Here is a 16,468-nt window from a genome sequence, read left to right on the forward strand (position 1 = left end):
AAGCCGGTTCGCCACAAGCAGGGCCGGTCGTCGGGAGAAAGCTGGCGGAAATGACACGACCGCCGCCGGAAGGCCCGGCGGCGGTCGTGTCGCATCGTCGATGCCGGCGTTCGATCCTAGTGATCGAGGAAGCTGCGCAGCTTGCGCGACCGGCTCGGATGCTTGAGCTTGCGCAGCGCCTTCGCCTCGATCTGGCGGATGCGTTCGCGGGTCACCGAGAACTGCTGACCCACCTCTTCCAGGGTGTGGTCGGTGTTCATGCCGATGCCGAAGCGCATGCGCAGCACCCGCTCCTCGCGCGCCGTCAGGCTGGCGAGCACCCGAGTGGTGGTCTCCTTGAGGTTCGAATGGATCGCCGCATCGACCGGCAGGATCGCATTCTTGTCCTCGATGAAGTCGCCCAGATGGCTGTCTTCCTCGTCGCCGATCGGGGTTTCGAGGCTGATCGGCTCCTTGGCGATCTTCAGGACCTTGCGGACCTTCTCCAGCGGCATCTGCAGCTTCTCGGCCAGCTCTTCCGGCGTCGGCTCGCGGCCGATTTCGTGGAGCATCTGGCGCGAGGTGCGGACCAGCTTGTTGATCGTCTCGATCATGTGCACCGGGATGCGGATCGTCCGGGCCTGGTCGGCGATCGAGCGCGTGATCGCCTGCCGGATCCACCAGGTGGCATAGGTCGAGAACTTGTAGCCGCGGCGGTATTCGAATTTATCGACCGCCTTCATCAGGCCGATATTGCCCTCCTGGATCAGGTCCAGGAACTGCAGGCCGCGGTTGGTGTACTTCTTCGCGATCGAGATCACCAGACGGAGGTTGGCCTCGACCATCTCCTTCTTGGCCTGGCTCGCCTCGCGCTCGCCGCGCTGAACGTTGCTGACGATGCGCTTGAACTCGTTGATCGGCAGGCCGACTTCGCGGGCCAGCCGCGAGATGCCCTCGCGGATATCGGCCGCTTCCTCGCCATGGCGTTCCAGGAAGGTCTTCCAGGCCTTGCCGTTCTGCGCGCCCACCACCTGGAACCAGTTCGGCGCCAGTTCCTGGCCGCTATAGAGCCGCAGGAAGTCTTCGCGCTTCACCCGGCAGCCGACCGCCAGACGCATCAGCTGGCCTTCCAGCGACATCAGGCTGCGGTTGAGGAGGTAGAGTTCCTCGACCAGCAGGTCGATGCGCGGCTGGGCGAAGTTCAGGCCGCGGACCATCTCGATCACATCGGACTTGGCCGCCTCGAAGCGGGAGCGGGCCTGGGTGGTCTGCTCCTCGCCCTTCAGTGCCGCCTCGAGCCGCTTGGCCTGGAGCTTTTCAAGCTTCGCCCAGGCCTCGACGATCTTGTCGAAGGATTCGAGGATCACCGGCGTCAACTCGGCTTCCATCACCGAGATCGACACGCTGGCGCCATCCCCCTCCTCGTCCTCCTCCTCTTCGGAATCGGCCGCGCGGACGGTTTCGTCTTCCTCGTCTTCCTCGCTGTCGGATGCCTTGCGGGCCTCGCCATCGGGACGCGCCGCGGCTGCCGCCGCCGGGGCGGCCGCTGCACCATTGCCGTTGACCACGGGCTTGGCCGGCTCGACCGCCGGACGGTCACCCGCCAGCATCGCGGCTTCGGCCTCGGCTTCCTCGTCGGTCATCGGCGGCTGGTCGCCGCCATAGCTGGCCTCGAGGTCGATGATGTCGCGCAGCATCGCCTCGCCGGCCGCCAGGGCATCGCGCCAGCGCACGATCGCCCGGAAGGTCAGCGGGCTTTCGCAGATCGCGCCGATCATGGTGTTGCGACCGGCCTCGATCCGCTTGGCCAGCAGGATCTCGCCCTCGCGGGACAGCAGTTCGATCGACCCCATCTCGCGCAGATACATCCGCACGGGGTCGTCGGTCCGGCCCAGTTCCTCTTCCTCGACCGAAGTCGCGTGGGACCCGCCGAACTCTTCTTCTTCGTCGTCGCCGCTCTGGTTCTCGCCCAGTTCCTCGCCTTCCTCGTCGTTCTCGACGACGTTGATGCCCATCTCCGAGAGCATGGCCATCACGTCTTCGATCTGCTCCGACGAGAGCTGATCCTGGGGCAACGCCTTGTTCAGTTCGTCATAGGAGATGTAGCCGCGCTCCTTGGCGCGGGCCACCATCTTCTTGACGGTGATCTCGAGCGAATCGACCAGCGGTCCATCCGGCGTGTCTTCACGCCCTTCGCCGGCTTCGACAGCCGTGGTCGCTTTTTTCGCCATTATTCGTCGTTCCCCCGCTCAGAAACGCACGCTGCGCCTTGATTCCGATGCTTGCCCATGAGGTCGATGCCCCGTCCTTCAACGGCCGTGAGGCGCCGCTCCCGCGATGATGACAGCATCACCGCGGCAACGACGCCCCGCGTCATCGCCGAACCCGCCCCGACCCTCAAAGGTCGAAACCGTCGCTCTGATCGAAGGCCGCCAGTCCGCGCTCGTTGTCGTCAACGAGCTTCTTGAGCGCGACGAACCGCTGCAAAGCTTCTTCCGTCATGCTCTCGACAAGCTCCTGCTCTGCGGCCTTCAATTCGTCGACCAGCTGCGCATGCCGGTGTACAGCCAGCACATTGCGCCATCCGGCCAGAACCCTGTCGAATGCAGCTCCCGGCCCCGCAAACGGCACACGGCCGGCATTCTCCGCCGCCGTCAACCGGTCCACCAGGTCCGAGAGCCCTCGCAGTCTCAAATGGTCCTGCAGCGTTTCACTGTCAAGACCAGACTCCGATGCGTGCGTATCTACGATCGCAGCCCGCAAGATGTCAAGCTCAGGGGTGGCGACCGGCAGGGCCGCCACCTCGTCCTCCGCCACCTCAAGCAGTTGAGGATGAAGAAGAACCGCTGCCAGAAGCGCCGCTTCGCGCCGTGCCGACTGGCCCTCGTTTCCCTGGCCGAGCGCCGGGGCGGCGATGGGCGTCGGGTCGTCGTTCAGCTGGCCGGGCTTCTTTCGGTCCCGCCATTTAGCAACGGGGCCGCCCGGTCCAAAGACAGAGCGCGCCGGGGATGGAGGCCCGCCAATCAACCCGCCGCGCCTGGCGCGACGCAGCTGCCAGACCCGGTCGCGGAAGTCGCGGCGATACAGGTCGCGGATCAGCGGGTCGCGGATCGTGTCGGCCTGGGCCATCAGATCGGCCTCCAGCGCGGCCAGCCGCTCGGGCGTGTCGGTGGCATGGCCTTCCAGCGCCGCCTGCCAGAGCAGGTCGATCATCGGCTGCGGGGCGGCCACGGCCCGGTCGAACGCCCCCACCCCTTCGGCCCGGATCAGGCTGTCGGGATCATGGCCGCCGGGCAGGCGCACGAAGCGCAGGCTGTGGCCGGGCTTCAGCAGCGGCAGGGCGCGCTCGGCCGCACGGCGCGCGGCACGGATGCCGGCGGCGTCGCCGTCCAGGCACAGCACCGGCTCGGGCGCCATCCGCCACAGCTCTTCGATCTGATGTTCGGTCAGCGCGGTGCCGAGCGGGGCCACCGCATGGGGTCGGCCGGCCTGCACCAGGGCCGCCACGTCCAGATAGCCTTCGACCACCAGCACGGTACCGGCCTTGCGCGCGGCCTCTCGGGCAACCGGCCAGCCATAGAGCACGCGGCCCTTCTCGAACAGCGGCGTGTCGGGGCTGTTCAGGTATTTGGGCTCGCCATCGCCCAGAACCCGGCCGCCGAAGGCGATGATCCGGCCGCGCCGGTCGGCGATGGGGATGATCAGCCGGCCGCGGAAATAGTCGAAGGCGGAGCGGTCCTCGCGCCGGCGCGCCAGCCCCGATTCGACCAGCCGGTCCAGCGCGATGCCGCGCTGCTCGAAGGTGCGGATCAGCACGTCGCGCCGGTCGGGCGCATAGCCGAAGCGGAACCGGCCCCAGCTCTCGGGCCCGAAGCCGCGGCGGACCAGATAGTCGCGGGCCGGCGCCGCCTCGTCGGTGCCGAGCCGGCTTTCGAACCAGCGGCAGGCCTCTTCGACGACGTCGACCAGCCCCTCGCGGCGCTCGGCCTTGCGCTTCGCATCCGGATCCTCGGCGGGGACGGTCAGCCCCACCTCCCCCGCCAGCCGCTCCACGGTCTCGCGGAAGTCGAACCCGCCGAGCTTCATCTCGAAATCGATGGCGTCGCCCTTGGCGCCGCAGCCGAAACAGTAATAGAAGCCCTTGTCGTCACTGACCGTGAAACTCGGCGTCTTCTCGTTGTGGAACGGGCAAAGGCCGGTGTGCTCGCGGCCGCGGCGGATCAGCTTGACCCGGCGGCCGACCACCTCCGACAGGCGGATGCGGGCACGCAGTTCCTCGATGAAGCCGGGGGGCAGCGCCATGGGGTGCGGGTCAGCCGGGCTGGCAGTTGCGCAGCAGGCGCTTGGCCGCAGAGCTGGCGCAGCCCAGGTCCATTTCGGGCCCATAGGCGGATTTCAGGGCATCGACCGTGCGCCCCAGATCCTTCAGCCCCTTGGCGCAGCAGGCGGCGATCGTGGCGCGCACCGCCGCCTCGATCTCGTCCTCCGACATCTGCGGCGGCAGGAAGCGGCGGATCACCCGCTGCTCCAGCTGCTCCTGCTCGACCAGTTCGATGCGGCCCGACTGCTCATATGCGCCGATACTCTCGTCGCGCTGACGCAGCATGGTGCGGAGCATGTCGTGGATCTCGGCATCGTCGATCGCATCCCGCCCCCTCACATGGGCGGCCGCGTCACGGTCCTTGATCGCCGTCCGGATCAGGCGAAGCACGGCCAGCTCTTCGCTGTCGCCCTGCTGTTCGGCCTGGGCAAGCGCGTCCTTGAGGCGCTCACGAAGCATGGAAGTCGATCCCTCGAAAAGACGGAAACCGGCGACCCCGTCGCGCCGCGGCCGCCGGGAACCCGGCCCCGAATGCCGCAGATCATGACAGAAGCGGCGGCATCGTGGCGGTGCGGGGCAGTTAACGGGGGCACGGACGATGTGACAAGCTTTCATATTGCGTGTCAGCCCCCCGGGTTTCAATGGCCGGCACGCGGACGCCCCCCTTGCGAAATCAGCGGAGCCCGCGGCTTGACCGGGGGGAGGGGTTTGCGTATGGTCCGTCCGGTCGATCCGGCGCCCACCCGCCGGGCGTCTACGCACGCGCCCTCTTCGCTGCCGCAACCGCCTTGCCTGCCTGCCAGGTCGTTTACAGGTTGCGCCCGTGACCCCCTCCGACGCCCCGCCTTGTGCCGCACTCCCGCGGCCGGGACGCCGGCCGGCCGGGGCCGCGAGCCGGGCCAGCGTCCCCGGATGGACCACGCATTCGCTATCATCGGCCGCCTTGGGGCTTCCCGGGCGGCCGCGTCGCATCATCCTGGGGGCTCGCTATCATGCAAGAGGCGTCGAACTCGCCCGCCCTGGCGGCTACGGCCGCCCTCGTTCTGGCCGACGGCACGGTCTTCTGGGGCCTGGGCGTCGGCGCACGAGGCATCGCCGAGGGCGAGCTGTGCTTCAACACCTCGATCACCGGCTATCAGGAGATCCTGACCGATCCCTCTTATGCCGGTCAGATCATCACCTTCACCTTCCCGCATATCGGCAATGTCGGCACCAATGACGAGGATCTGGAAACCACGACGCCGGCGGCGCGCGGTTTCGTCCTGAAGGCGCTGCCGACCGAGCCGTCGAATTTCCGCTCCACCCGCCGCCTGCAGGACTGGACGGCGGCCCACGGGCTGATCGGCATTGCCGGCGTCGACACCCGACGCGTCACCCGCCTGCTGCGCGACAAGGGCCCGCAGAATGCGGTGATCTGGCATGGCGAGGCCGGCACGGCGGATCTGGACGCGCTGAAGGCGCAGGCGAAGGCCGCCCCCAGCCTGGAAGGTCTCGATCTCGCGATCACGGTGACCTGCGCCCAGACCTATGCCTGGGACGAGACCCCGTGGGAGCTGGGCCAGGGCTTCGGCCGGCAGGAAAGCCCGCGCTTCAAGGTGGTCGCGGTCGATTACGGTGCCAAGCGCAACATCCTGCGCTGCCTGGCCGGTACCGGTGCCGAGGTGGTGGTGGTGCCCGCGACCGCAACCGCGGACGAGATCCTGGCGCACGAGCCCGACGGCATCTTCCTGTCCAACGGCCCCGGCGATCCGGCGGCGACCGGCGAATATGCCGTGCCCCAGATCCGCAGGCTGATCGAGACCGGCAAGCCGACCTTCGGCATCTGCCTGGGCCATCAGCTGCTGGCGCTGGCGGTCGGCGCCTCGACCGAGAAGATGGATCGCGGCCATCGCGGCGCCAACCAGCCGGTCAAGGACCTGACCACGGGCAAGGTTGAAATCACCTCGCAGAACCACGGCTTCCGCGTCGTCGCCTCGTCGCTGCCGGCCAATGCCGAAGTGACCCATGTCTCGCTGTTCGACGACACGCTGGAGGGCTTCCGCCTGACCGATCGCCCGGTCTTTGCGGTGCAGTACCACCCCGAAGCCTCGCCGGGACCGAAGGACAGCCACTACCTCTTCGACCGTTTCGCGCGCCTCATCGAGAAGACCAAGACCGATGCCTAAGCGTACCGATATCAAGTCGATCCTGGTGATCGGCGCAGGCCCCATCGTCATCGGTCAGGCCTGCGAATTCGACTATTCGGGCACCCAGGCCTGCAAGGCGCTGCGCGAAGAGGGCTACCGGATCATCCTGGTCAACTCCAACCCGGCCACGATCATGACCGATCCGGGCCTGGCGGATGCGACCTATGTCGAGCCGATCACGCCCGAACTGGTCGCCAAGGTGATCGAGGCCGAGCGCCCCGACGCCCTGCTGCCGACCATGGGTGGCCAGACCGCGCTCAACACCGCGCTCGCGCTGTCGCGCGACGGCACGCTGAAGAAGTTCGGCGTCGAGCTGATCGGCGCCAACGAGGCGGCGATCGAAAAGGCCGAAGACCGCCAGCTGTTCCGCGAGGCGATGGACCGCATCGGTCTGTCCAGCCCGCGCAGCCGCGTGGTCCGCGACATGGAATCCGCCCGCGAGGCGATGGAATTCGTCGGCCTGCCGACGATCATCCGCCCCTCCTATACGCTGGGCGGCACCGGCGGCGGCATCGCCTATAACCGGCAGGAATTCGAAGAGATCGTGGCCAGCGGCCTCGACGCCTCGCCGGTGAACGAGGTGCTGGTCGAGGAATCGGTGCTCGGCTGGAAGGAATACGAGATGGAGGTGGTCCGCGACCGCGCGGACAACTGCATCATCGTCTGCTCGATCGAGAACATCGATCCGATGGGCGTGCACACCGGCGACAGCATCACCGTCGCCCCGGCACTCACGCTCACCGACAAGGAATACCAGATCATGCGTGACGCCTCGCTCGCGGTTCTCCGCGAGATCGGCGTCGACACCGGCGGGTCGAACGTGCAGTTCGCGATCGACCCCGAGACCGGCCGCATGGTCGTGATCGAGATGAACCCGCGCGTGTCGCGCTCCTCGGCGCTCGCCTCGAAGGCGACCGGCTTCCCGATCGCCAAGGTCGCGGCCAAGCTCGCCGTCGGCTACACGCTCGACGAGGTTCAGAACGACATCACCGGCGTCACGCCGGCCTCGTTCGAGCCGACCATCGACTATGTCGTGACCAAGATCCCGCGCTTCGCCTTCGAGAAGTTCCCGGGCACCGCGCGCACGCTGTCCACCTCGATGAAGGCGGTGGGCGAGGTCATGGCCATGGGCCGCTGCTTCGAGGAATCGCTGCAGAAGGCGCTCCGCTCGATGGAGACGGGCCTGACCGGCCTCGACGAGATCGAGGTCGCAGGCGGCGCCGGCACCAGCGAGGTCGATGCGCTCCGCTCGGCGCTGGCCCTGCCGACCCCGGATCGTCTGCTGGTCATCGCCCAGGCGCTGCGCGCCGGGCTGACCCCGGAAGAGATCCACGAGGCCTCCGATTACGATCCCTGGTTCATCGAGCGTCTGGCCGGGCTGGTCGCGGCCGAGAAGCAGGTGATCGAGGACGGGCTGCCGGCGGATGCGGCCGGCTGGCGGCGGCTGAAGTCGCTGGGCTTCTCGGATGCGCGGCTGGCGAAGCTCGCCGGTCTCGACGAAGAGATCGTCCGGGCCCGGCGCTGGAAGGCCGGCGTGCACCCGGTGTTCAAGCGGGTCGACACCTGCGCCGCCGAATTCGAGGCGCGCACCCCCTACATGTACTCGACCTACGAGCTGCCCGGCTTCGACGGCATCGTCGAATGCGAGGCGCAGCCCTCGGATCGCACCAAGATCATCGTGCTCGGCGGCGGTCCGAACCGGATCGGCCAGGGCATCGAGTTCGACTATTGCTGTGTCCACGCGGCCTATGCCCTCTCGGAAGCGGGCTACGAGACCATCATGGTCAACTGCAACCCCGAGACGGTCTCCACCGACTACGACACCTCTGACCGGCTTTATTTCGAGCCGCTGACGGTCGAGGACGTGCTGGAGCTGGTGCGGGTGGAAACCTCGCGCGGCACGCTCAAGGGCGTGATCGTCCAGTATGGCGGCCAGACCCCGCTGAAGCTGGCCGAGCCGCTGGAGAAGGCCCAGGTGCCAATCCTCGGCACCTCGCCGGATGCAATCGACCTGGCCGAGGACCGTCGCCGCTTCCAGAAGCTGCTGAACGACCTGGATCTGAAGCAGCCGGCCAACGACACCTGCCACAGCGAGGAAGAGGCGCTGGCCATCGCCCAGCGCATCGGCTTCCCGCTGGTCGCGCGCCCGTCCTATGTGCTGGGCGGCCGGGCGATGGAGATCGTCCATGATCTGGGCGGGCTGTCCTCGTATATGCGCCGGGCGGTGCGCGAGTTCGGCAACAAGCCGGTGCTGCTCGACCGCTTCCTGACCGATGCCATCGAGGTGGATGTCGACGCGCTCTGCGACGGCGAGACCGTGGTGGTCGCGGGCATCATGGAGCATATCGAAGAGGCCGGCGTCCATTCGGGCGACAGCGCCTGCACCCTGCCGCCCTATTCTCTCGACGACGAGATCATCGCCGAGATCCGCCGGCAGACCGAGGCGCTGGCGCTCAAGCTGGGCGTGGTCGGGCTCATGAACGTGCAGTTCGCGGTCAAGGACCGGGAGATCTACATCCTGGAGGTCAACCCGCGCGCCAGCCGCACCGTGCCCTTCGTCGCCAAGGCCGTGGGCCGGCCGATCGCCAAGATCGCCGCCCGGATCATGGCGGGCGAGAAGCTGGGGGCCTTCGATCTGGCCGAGCGCAAGGTCGACCATATCGCGATCAAGGAAGCGGTCTTCCCCTTCGCCCGCTTCCCCGGCGTCGACATCCTGCTCGGGCCCGAGATGAAGTCGACCGGCGAGGTCATGGGCCTGGACACCGATTTCGGCCGCAGCTTCGCCAAGGCGCAGCTGGCGGCGGGCGTGCGCCTGCCGACCTCGGGCAGGGTCTTCGTCTCGGTGCGCGACGACGACAAGGACGCGATGGTAGAGATCGCCCGCGGCCTGAAGGCCCAGGGCTTCGAGATCGTCGCCACCCGCGGCACCGCCAGGGTGCTGGCCGATGCGGGCATCCAGGTCGAACTGGTCAAGAAGGCCCATGAGGGCCGGCCGAACATCATCGACCAGATCAAGGACCGCCGGATCGACATGGTGTTCAACACCACCGCCGGGTCTCAGGCGATTTCGGACAGCTATTCGCTGCGCCGCGAAACCCTGATGAACAAGGTGCCCTATTTCACCACCGTCGCCGGCTGCCGGGCGACCGTTCAGGCGATCGCGGCCATCCGGGCCGGCACGCTTGAAGTCCGGTCTCTGCAATCCTATTCTGCCTGAGAAGGCCGCAGAAAACGGCTGATCGACATGCGGGGCCGATGAAAATCGGCCCCGCATGTGTTCCTGTTGTCGTGCTGCAGGTGCACAGCGATCTCGTGCACAACCGACGTTCGGCTGCCGGAAAGCCCGGCCGCCGCGCGCTGAACTGCTGCGGCATGAATTCCTGTCAACCGCGGAACGGCATTCCCTCCGACGATCGCCTGACCGTTCGACGACCAACGTGGAAAGCGTCATACCCATGGAAAAAGTTCCCATGACGTTGGAAGGCTTCGACCGACTGACCGCCGAACTCAAGCATCTGAAGACGGTGGCCCGTCCCGAGGTGATCAACGCGATCGCCGAAGCCCGGGCGCATGGCGATCTGTCGGAGAACGCCGAGTACCACGCGGCGCGTGAGCGCCAGAGCTTCATCGAGGGCCGCATCGCCGAGCTGGAGGACAAGCTGTCCCGCTCGGAGGTGATCGACCCGACCAAGCTGTCGGGCGACCGGGTCAAGTTCGGCGCGACGGTCACCGTCGTCGACGAAGAGACCGAGGAAGAGACGAGCTACAAGATCGTCGGCGTGGACGAGGCCGACCTCAAGATCGGCCGCATCTCCGTCACCTCGCCGATGGCGCGGGCGCTGATCAACAAGGCGGTGGGCGAAACCGTCGAGGTCGCAACCCCCAAGGGCCGCCGCTCCTACGAGATTCTGGCAGTGAGCTTCAGCTGAAGCCGGCCACGCCGCCGCAGACATGAAGGGCCGACCCTCCCGAGCGGAAGGGCCGGCCCTTCGTCTTGCAGAATGCCGGTTGATCAGGACAGTTGAGCGACACGCCAGACGGCCGTGGCCATACGGGCGAGCTTTTGCTGCCATTTGTCCAGCCGCTCCGGCGTCCAGTCCTGGTTCTCCTCGACAAGATCCCGCGTAAGCTTCAGCTTGCTCTGCCCCAGGATCGGCCGCTTCTCCGCATAGGGCTTATTGCCCAGGGCTCTGTTTCGGGCCGTCTCGAGCATGACCATGTTCCCGAGACGATAGACGAAGGTCTCCAGATCCCGGTCGGGAAAGGCATCCCAGCCGCCGTTTGGGGACTGGGGCAGGACATGCTCGATCGTATAGGTGGATGCGTCCGGGTCGAATTCGATGCCACCAGTCCGCCGTTCCAGCCTGCACAGAATGTAGCGCACGATCTTCGCATTGCGGCTTTGGGTCGTCTTGATCGCCTTGGTCGCAAAGTCTGCGCGAAAGGCATCATCGTTTCGATAGATGGGCCGAAGCGCCGCAAGCACCGAGCTGAGGGTTGCAAGCTCCCTCCGATGGAGCTGCAGGGCAACGGTGTGATAGACGCGCTCCTGCTCATTGGGCGCCTGACTGCCGATAACGTTGTAGCGAAAAGCGATCACTGCCGTGGCCGCAATCAGCCCTTCGAAATCACCATCCGACAATCGGCGCTTCGCCGCCATGAGCATGGGATAGGGCTGACGGACCGAGAACATCCGCAGCTCCTGAGCGCTGCGACGACAGTCTGCCGACCATTGCGCCGCCTCGGGGTGGATCAGCGCAAGATAGGCATCGATGTCTTCGTCCATTTCACGCAGCAGCCCGAACACCTGGCCGCGGTCGCGCACGTTCGATCGTATGATTTTGAACAGCTCAGACTGGCGGGCGAAGCCATGCCGGCTGTTCCAGTGCATGCGCAGGAAGTCCGGGAAGCTCTCGCTGCCCAGGCGGCCGACCATGCCCTCCCAGCGCCGCTCAAGATCATCCATTTCCTGCTGTGACTGAGGACCGCGCGCCAGCACCGAGAACAGATAGTTCTTGAGCAGGTCGGTCGCCGACAGCCGGACACCCCGCGCATTCAGCGTTTCGAACACCTTATAGGCATTCAGTTCGTCGGCGACGGTGATCACCGTGAAGAACAGCCGGTCGCTCATGGTTTCGATGAATTGCGCCAGCGCGACCCCCTGGTCCTGCTGGCTGCGGACATGATCGCGCAGAGCCTTCTCGAACCACTCAAACCCTTTGCGCATGGCATGGGTCGAGGGCGGGAAGCCGCGCTGTGGAAGATGTTCGGCCAGAGGAACGAGGTGATCGCGGTAATAGCCGTCATTATTGCGGTTGAGCGACAATTTGTTATGCGTCGCCAGCGTCACCGGATCCAGATATCCGATATAGGTCGCGCGAAACTGGTCGAGCCGCTGCTGATTCGCATCGGCATTGCGACCGCCTGCAATATACGCCTTCAGCAGGCGCATGGCGGCCAGGATGATGAGACTGATCGTCGTCAGCCGCTGCTGCCCGTCGATGATCTCGAAGACACGGTTGTCCGAGGTCTGAAGGACGAGATAGCCCATGTAATGCGCCGGCTCGCCGTCCGGAGCGATCGAGCCCAGGATGTCTGCCCAAAGGTCTTCCCATTCGGCATCCCCCCAGGAATAGTCCCGCTGGAACCGGGGCACGCGATAGGTCAGGCCATTGCCGAGCAACTGGCGATAGGTACGATTCTCGGTGTTGAAATTCGTTGCCGCCATGTCGCTCCTCCGGCCCATCTCCGGCAGATCCCGCCAGTGAACCCTAGCTTCGGCGAGGGCCCGGCGGGATTCAAGTGGCGGCCGTCACTCCCGCACCTGCCGCGCCACGAAGCGGGCGAGCGGGGGGCCGAGCAGGACGACCAGGAAGAAGCGCATGGTCTGCAGGGCCATGACGAAGCCGATATCGACGCCGCGGCTGGAGGCGGCGATGATCGCGACCGTATCCAGCCCGCCGGGGCTGGTGGCCAGATAGGCCGAGAGAAGGTCGATGCCGGTCAGCTGCGTCAGCACCCAGGCAAGGCCCGCGCAGAAGCCGATCAGCACCGCGATCGAGACCAGGATGGTGGGCAGCGCCTTCAGCGCATGCATCAGCACCGCCCGGGTGAAGCCCAGGCCCACGCTCCAGGCGAGCACCGCGTAGCTGGCCGCCAGCAGCCATTGCGGCAGCTGAATGGTCATGAGGCCGGTGGCGCTGAGCACCGCGCCGCCGATCATCGGCAGCAGCAGGCCTGCCGCCGGCACCGGGATCAGCCGGCCGGCCGCCCCGCCGGCCGCGGCGAGCGCCAGCGTCTCGGCGAAGGCGAGCGGCTGGATCGGCGGGAACCAGACGATCGGGGCCGCCGCCCCCGCCTCCCCCGCAAGCAGGAAATGCGCAAGCAGGGCGGCGGCAAAGGCCACGAACAGCACGCGGGTATACTGCATGAAGGCGACGAGCCGGGCATCGGCGCCGAAGGCTTCCGCCATCACCACCATCGCCGAGGCGGCACCGGCCGAGGTGCCCCAGACGCCGGTCGTGCCCGGCAGGATGTGATTGCGCGCGATCACCCAGCCGAGCGCGCCGCTGAGCAGGATGGTGGAGAGCACGATCCCAAGGAAGATCGGCCAGTCTTCGGCCACCGTCACCAGGATCTCGGGCCGCACCGAGCCTGCGATCATGCAGCCCAGCACCGACTGGGCCATCAGGAAGGTGATCCGCGGCATCTTCAGCCCGACCCCGCCCAGCGCCAGCAGAATGCCTGAGACCATAGGTCCCAGCAGCAGCGCCGCCGGCAGCTGGATCCAGATCAATCCCGCCGTCAGCGGCACCGAAACGATCGGCAGCAGCAGCCAGCGCAGCCAGAGGGGAAGGGTCGGCAACGACATCGGATCGGGGTTCTTCCGCAAACGAAAACGGCCGCTTTCACCCGAAAGCGGCCGTTCGGATCGTTTTGCACCGAACCATGATCGGCCCCGCGGCACAACCACCACCCCCGCCCCCAGGGGTCTGCGGTTTCCGCACGGCTCGGGATCAGTCGTCCTCGCCGGTGGGCTCTTCGGCCTCCAGCAGCTCGATCGGCACCCCCGGCTCATATTTCGAGGTCCGGATGGTGAGCGAGGTGCGGACGTGGCGCACCGGCGGCGCCGCGGTCAGCCGGGTGGTCAGAAACCGCTGATAGGCGTCCCAGTCCTTGGCGACGATCTTCAGCAGGAAATCGGTCTCACCCGCCAGCATGTAGCACTCGCGGACCTCGGGCCAGCTCTGGACCAGCGCCTCGAACTTCTTGAGGTCGAGATCGGCCTGGCTCTCCAGCCCGACCCGGGCGAAGACGGTGACCGAGAAGCCGAGATGTTCAGGATCGAGTTCCGCGCGATACCCGCGCACGAAACCCGCCTCTTCGAGGGCCCGGACGCGCCGCAGGCAGGGCGGCGCCGAGATGCCCGCCCTTCGGGCGAGTTCCACATTGGTGATGCGGCCGTCGGACTGGAGATCGGCAAGGATCTTCCGGTCGATGGTGTCGAGTTTTACCCGCGCCATAGTGTCGCTGACTCCCTTCCCCCGTCACGGGCCCGTATTCGCAGGCCGACGTGATCGCTGGGCAGTCTATAGCAATATTACCCGGACCCATAGCGGCAGTTTGCGGTTCTGTCGCGACCCATGGGCCATTCGATGGTCTTCATCTGTTGCCGGTTTCAGGCGAACCGCGGCCGGGGGTTGCCCCTCAGCACCCGAGGCGAAGCGGTTCCGTTCCGGCGCCGCGGACTTTATAGTCCGCCGGAAGGGCTCTCAAGCACGAAACGATCTTTCAGGACCGACCTTCCGTAATGTCATACCGCAGGCAGCCATGACCGATCCGCGCAACACGGGACAGCCGCAGCCACAGCCACACGTCTGCGTGCTGACCGACGACCGCGCCGGTAACAATGCGCAAGCCCTCGGCGTCGCCGAGGCGCTGGGCTGGCCGATCACCGAGATCCGGCTGTCCTATACCCGGCTGGTCCGCCTGCCCAATCTGATCCGCGGCACCACGACGCTCGGTCTTTCCACATCCGCCGCTGCGGCGCTCGACGCCGCGGCGGCGCCCGACATCGCCATCGCGGCCGGGCGCCGGGCGACGCCGGCGCTCCGCCGGCTGAAGCGGCGCTTCCCGCAGATGATCGCCGTCCAGATCATGTGGCCGGGCGAGCCCAGCCGCGGGCTGGACCTGATCGCCGTGCCGGCCCATGACCGCATCGCCCGCGAAAGCGACCGCGACCCGCGGCTGCTGGTGACCCTGGGCGCGCCCAACCGCGTCACCCCTGCCCGCCTTGCCGAGGCGGCCGGCAGCTGGGAGCCCCGCTTCGCCGCCGCCGGCATGGGGGCGGGCACAGCGCCGCGGATCGGCCTGCTGGTCGGCGGCACCACCAAGCGCATGCCCTTCGGCCCCGAAGATGCCCGCCATCTGGCCCGGCTGGTCGCCGATCTGGCCGCCCGCCACGATGCCCGGATCCTGGCGACCAACAGCCGCCGCAGTGGCGCCGAGGTGACAGCGGCGCTGAGCGACGTGTTCCAGGCCACACGGCCGGGCGCTTTCTGGCTCCATGATGTGGCAATGGGCGGCGACAATCCCTATTTCGGCATACTGGGTGTGGCGGATCTGATCGTGGTCACCGGCGACAGCATGTCGATGGCCTCGGAAGCCGCCAGTACCGGCCGGCCGGTCGCGATCCTGCCCATAACGGGGGAGGCATCGAAAGAGGCACGGCTGCACCGGGCGCTCTACGCCCTGGGTGCGGCCCGCCCGCTCGATGCCGACTTCGTCGCCCGGGGTGAGATCGCCTGGCGCTACCCGCCGCTCGACGACGCCCAGGCGGTGGCAGCGCAGATCCGGCGGTTGGTGCTGGCAAATCCGGCCGTTTCCCGCTAGCTTCCCCGCCCTTCCCTGCTGCCGCCGGGTAGCGGGGGTCAGGGTTCAGGCCGTCCGCCGCCCGTCACATGTCCTGCTCTGGAAAGGCCGCCACGTCATGAGTGCCACCCATCGCACCAAGGTCCTCATTCTGGGATCCGGTCCCGCCGGCCTGACCGCCGCGATCTATGCCTCGCGCGCCATGCTGGAGCCGATCCTGGTCCATGGGCTTCAGCCGGGCGGCCAGATGACGATCACCACCGATGTCGAGAACTTCCCGGGCTTCCCCGACGTGATCCAGGGCCCCTGGCTGATGGAGCAGATGCAGAAGCAGGCCGAGCATGTCGGCACCCGGTTCCATCACGACATCATCACCGATATCGACCTCAAGACCCGCCCCTTCGTCGCCACCGGCGACAGCGGCGACCGCTATGTCGCCGATGCGGTGATCATCTCCACCGGCGCCCAGGCGAAATGGCTGGGCCTGCCCGACGAGGAACTCCTGAAGGGCTTCGGGCTGTCGGCCTGTGCGACCTGCGACGGGTTCTTCTACCGCAACCGCACGGTCGCCGTGGTCGGCGGCGGCAACACCGCGGTCGAAGAGGCGCTCTACCTCACCAATCATGCCGACAAGGTCTATCTGATCCACCGGCGCGATGCGCTCCGGGCCGAGAAGATGCTGCAGGAGCGGCTGTTCGCCAACCCGAAGATCGAGATGATCTGGAATGCCGTGGTCGACGGCTATCTGGCCGGCGGCGAGCCGCGCGGGGTGACCGGCGTGCGGCTGAAGGACACGGCAGACGGCAGCCTGCGGGACCTCACTGTCGACGGCGTGTTCATCGCGATCGGCCATGCCCCCGCCACCGCCCTGTTCCAGGGCCAGCTGGAGCTGGACGAGGAAGGCTATCTGATCACCCGCCCCGACAGCACCCGCACCAGCATTCCGGGCGTGTTCGCGGCCGGCGACGTGCAGGACAAGGTGTTCCGCCAGGCCGTCACCGCCGCCGGAACCGGCTGCATGGCGGCGCTGGAAGCCGAGCGTTTCCTGGCCGGAACCACCCATGCGCCGGCCGATGCCGTCGCGGAATGAGCACATGCGGCCGCACCGAAA

At 67.1% G+C, this 16,468-nt stretch carries 11 protein-coding genes; 5 read left to right on the top strand and 6 right to left on the bottom strand.

Annotated elements, in window-relative coordinates:
• Positions 1 to 116: 116 nt before the first annotated feature.
• The 3 genes from rpoD to CMO28_RS28960 all read right to left on the bottom strand — a co-directional run bounded on the left by rpoD (position 117) and on the right by CMO28_RS28960 (position 4,759).
• Positions 117 to 2,210 carry an RNA polymerase sigma factor RpoD gene (rpoD, locus tag CMO28_RS28950; protein WP_296720823.1) on the bottom strand — a complete coding sequence of 698 codons (2,094 nt, stop codon included), beginning with the start codon at positions 2,208 to 2,210 and terminating at the stop codon, positions 117 to 119.
• 166 nt (positions 2,211 to 2,376) lie between these two features.
• Positions 2,377 to 4,281: a DNA primase gene (dnaG, locus tag CMO28_RS28955; protein ID WP_296720825.1), complete on the bottom strand. Its 1,905-nt coding sequence runs from the start codon at positions 4,279 to 4,281 to the stop codon at positions 2,377 to 2,379.
• 10 nt (positions 4,282 to 4,291) lie between these two features.
• A complete protein-coding gene (locus CMO28_RS28960; protein ID WP_062762165.1) occupies positions 4,292 to 4,759 on the bottom strand; it encodes a GatB/YqeY domain-containing protein in 468 nt (155 codons plus the stop codon).
• A gap of 533 nt (positions 4,760 to 5,292) precedes the next feature.
• Here CMO28_RS28960 and carA point away from each other — a divergent pair.
• The 3 genes from carA to greA all read left to right on the top strand — a co-directional run bounded on the left by carA (position 5,293) and on the right by greA (position 10,415).
• On the top strand, positions 5,293 to 6,465 hold the full coding sequence (gene carA / locus CMO28_RS28965) for a glutamine-hydrolyzing carbamoyl-phosphate synthase small subunit (protein WP_296720834.1): 1,173 nt from the start codon (positions 5,293 to 5,295) through the stop codon (positions 6,463 to 6,465).
• Positions 6,458 to 9,703, top strand: a complete 3,246-nt coding sequence (gene carB / locus CMO28_RS28970; RefSeq protein WP_296720837.1) for a carbamoyl-phosphate synthase large subunit — start codon at positions 6,458 to 6,460, stop codon at positions 9,701 to 9,703. The genes carA and carB overlap by 8 nt, the downstream gene beginning before the upstream one ends.
• A 238-nt stretch (positions 9,704 to 9,941) precedes the next feature.
• Entirely contained in the window at positions 9,942 to 10,415 is a 474-nt protein-coding gene (greA, locus tag CMO28_RS28975) for a transcription elongation factor GreA (protein WP_296720840.1), read from the top strand.
• An 83-nt stretch (positions 10,416 to 10,498) separates the two neighbouring features.
• Here greA and CMO28_RS28980 read toward each other — a convergent pair whose 3' ends face one another.
• The 3 genes from CMO28_RS28980 to CMO28_RS28990 form a co-directional block, all read right to left on the bottom strand.
• Positions 10,499 to 12,214 carry a DUF262 domain-containing protein gene (locus tag CMO28_RS28980; protein ID WP_296720843.1) on the bottom strand — a complete coding sequence of 572 codons (1,716 nt, stop codon included), beginning with the start codon at positions 12,212 to 12,214 and terminating at the stop codon, positions 10,499 to 10,501.
• Positions 12,215 to 12,298: 84 nt separating this feature from the next.
• The gene (locus tag CMO28_RS28985) at positions 12,299 to 13,357 is read right to left on the bottom strand and encodes an AbrB family transcriptional regulator (RefSeq protein WP_296720849.1); all 1,059 of its coding nucleotides are present in this window, start codon (positions 13,355 to 13,357) and stop codon (positions 12,299 to 12,301) included.
• A 145-nt stretch (positions 13,358 to 13,502) separates the two neighbouring features.
• Positions 13,503 to 14,009, bottom strand: a complete 507-nt coding sequence (locus CMO28_RS28990) for an Lrp/AsnC family transcriptional regulator (protein WP_014747713.1) — start codon at positions 14,007 to 14,009, stop codon at positions 13,503 to 13,505.
• A gap of 307 nt (positions 14,010 to 14,316) precedes the next feature.
• On the opposite strand from CMO28_RS28990, the gene CMO28_RS28995 reads away from it, so the two are divergent.
• Together CMO28_RS28995 and trxB are read left to right on the top strand one after the other, a co-directional pair.
• A complete protein-coding gene (locus tag CMO28_RS28995) occupies positions 14,317 to 15,378 on the top strand; it encodes a mitochondrial fission ELM1 family protein (protein ID WP_296720853.1) in 1,062 nt (353 codons plus the stop codon).
• A 97-nt stretch (positions 15,379 to 15,475) separates the two neighbouring features.
• Positions 15,476 to 16,447, top strand: a complete 972-nt coding sequence (gene trxB / locus CMO28_RS29000; RefSeq protein WP_296720856.1) for a thioredoxin-disulfide reductase — start codon at positions 15,476 to 15,478, stop codon at positions 16,445 to 16,447.
• Positions 16,448 to 16,468: the final 21 nt, after the last annotated feature.

The organism is Tistrella sp., assembly GCF_002684955.1.
Lineage (GTDB): Bacteria > Pseudomonadota > Alphaproteobacteria > Tistrellales > Tistrellaceae > Tistrella > Tistrella mobilis.

What these genes read in the sequence shown, in the direction of transcription:
- carB (WP_296720837.1), top strand. Translation starts at nt 6,458, where the DNA reads ATGCCTAAGCGTACCGATATCAAGTCGATCCTGGTGATCGGCGCAGGC.
- trxB (WP_296720856.1), top strand. Translation starts at nt 15,476, where the DNA reads ATGAGTGCCACCCATCGCACCAAGGTCCTCATTCTGGGATCCGGTCCC.
- CMO28_RS28980 (WP_296720843.1), bottom strand. Translation starts at nt 12,214, where the DNA reads ATGGCGGCAACGAATTTCAACACCGAGAATCGTACCTATCGCCAGTTG.
- greA (WP_296720840.1), top strand. Translation starts at nt 9,942, where the DNA reads ATGGAAAAAGTTCCCATGACGTTGGAAGGCTTCGACCGACTGACCGCC.
- CMO28_RS28985 (WP_296720849.1), bottom strand. Translation starts at nt 13,357, where the DNA reads ATGTCGTTGCCGACCCTTCCCCTCTGGCTGCGCTGGCTGCTGCTGCCG.
- carA (WP_296720834.1), top strand. Translation starts at nt 5,293, where the DNA reads ATGCAAGAGGCGTCGAACTCGCCCGCCCTGGCGGCTACGGCCGCCCTC.
- CMO28_RS28990 (WP_014747713.1), bottom strand. Translation starts at nt 14,009, where the DNA reads ATGGCGCGGGTAAAACTCGACACCATCGACCGGAAGATCCTTGCCGAT.
- CMO28_RS28995 (WP_296720853.1), top strand. Translation starts at nt 14,317, where the DNA reads ATGACCGATCCGCGCAACACGGGACAGCCGCAGCCACAGCCACACGTC.
- CMO28_RS28960 (WP_062762165.1), bottom strand. Translation starts at nt 4,759, where the DNA reads ATGCTTCGTGAGCGCCTCAAGGACGCGCTTGCCCAGGCCGAACAGCAG.
- rpoD (WP_296720823.1), bottom strand. Translation starts at nt 2,210, where the DNA reads ATGGCGAAAAAAGCGACCACGGCTGTCGAAGCCGGCGAAGGGCGTGAA.
- dnaG (WP_296720825.1), bottom strand. Translation starts at nt 4,281, where the DNA reads ATGGCGCTGCCCCCCGGCTTCATCGAGGAACTGCGTGCCCGCATCCGC.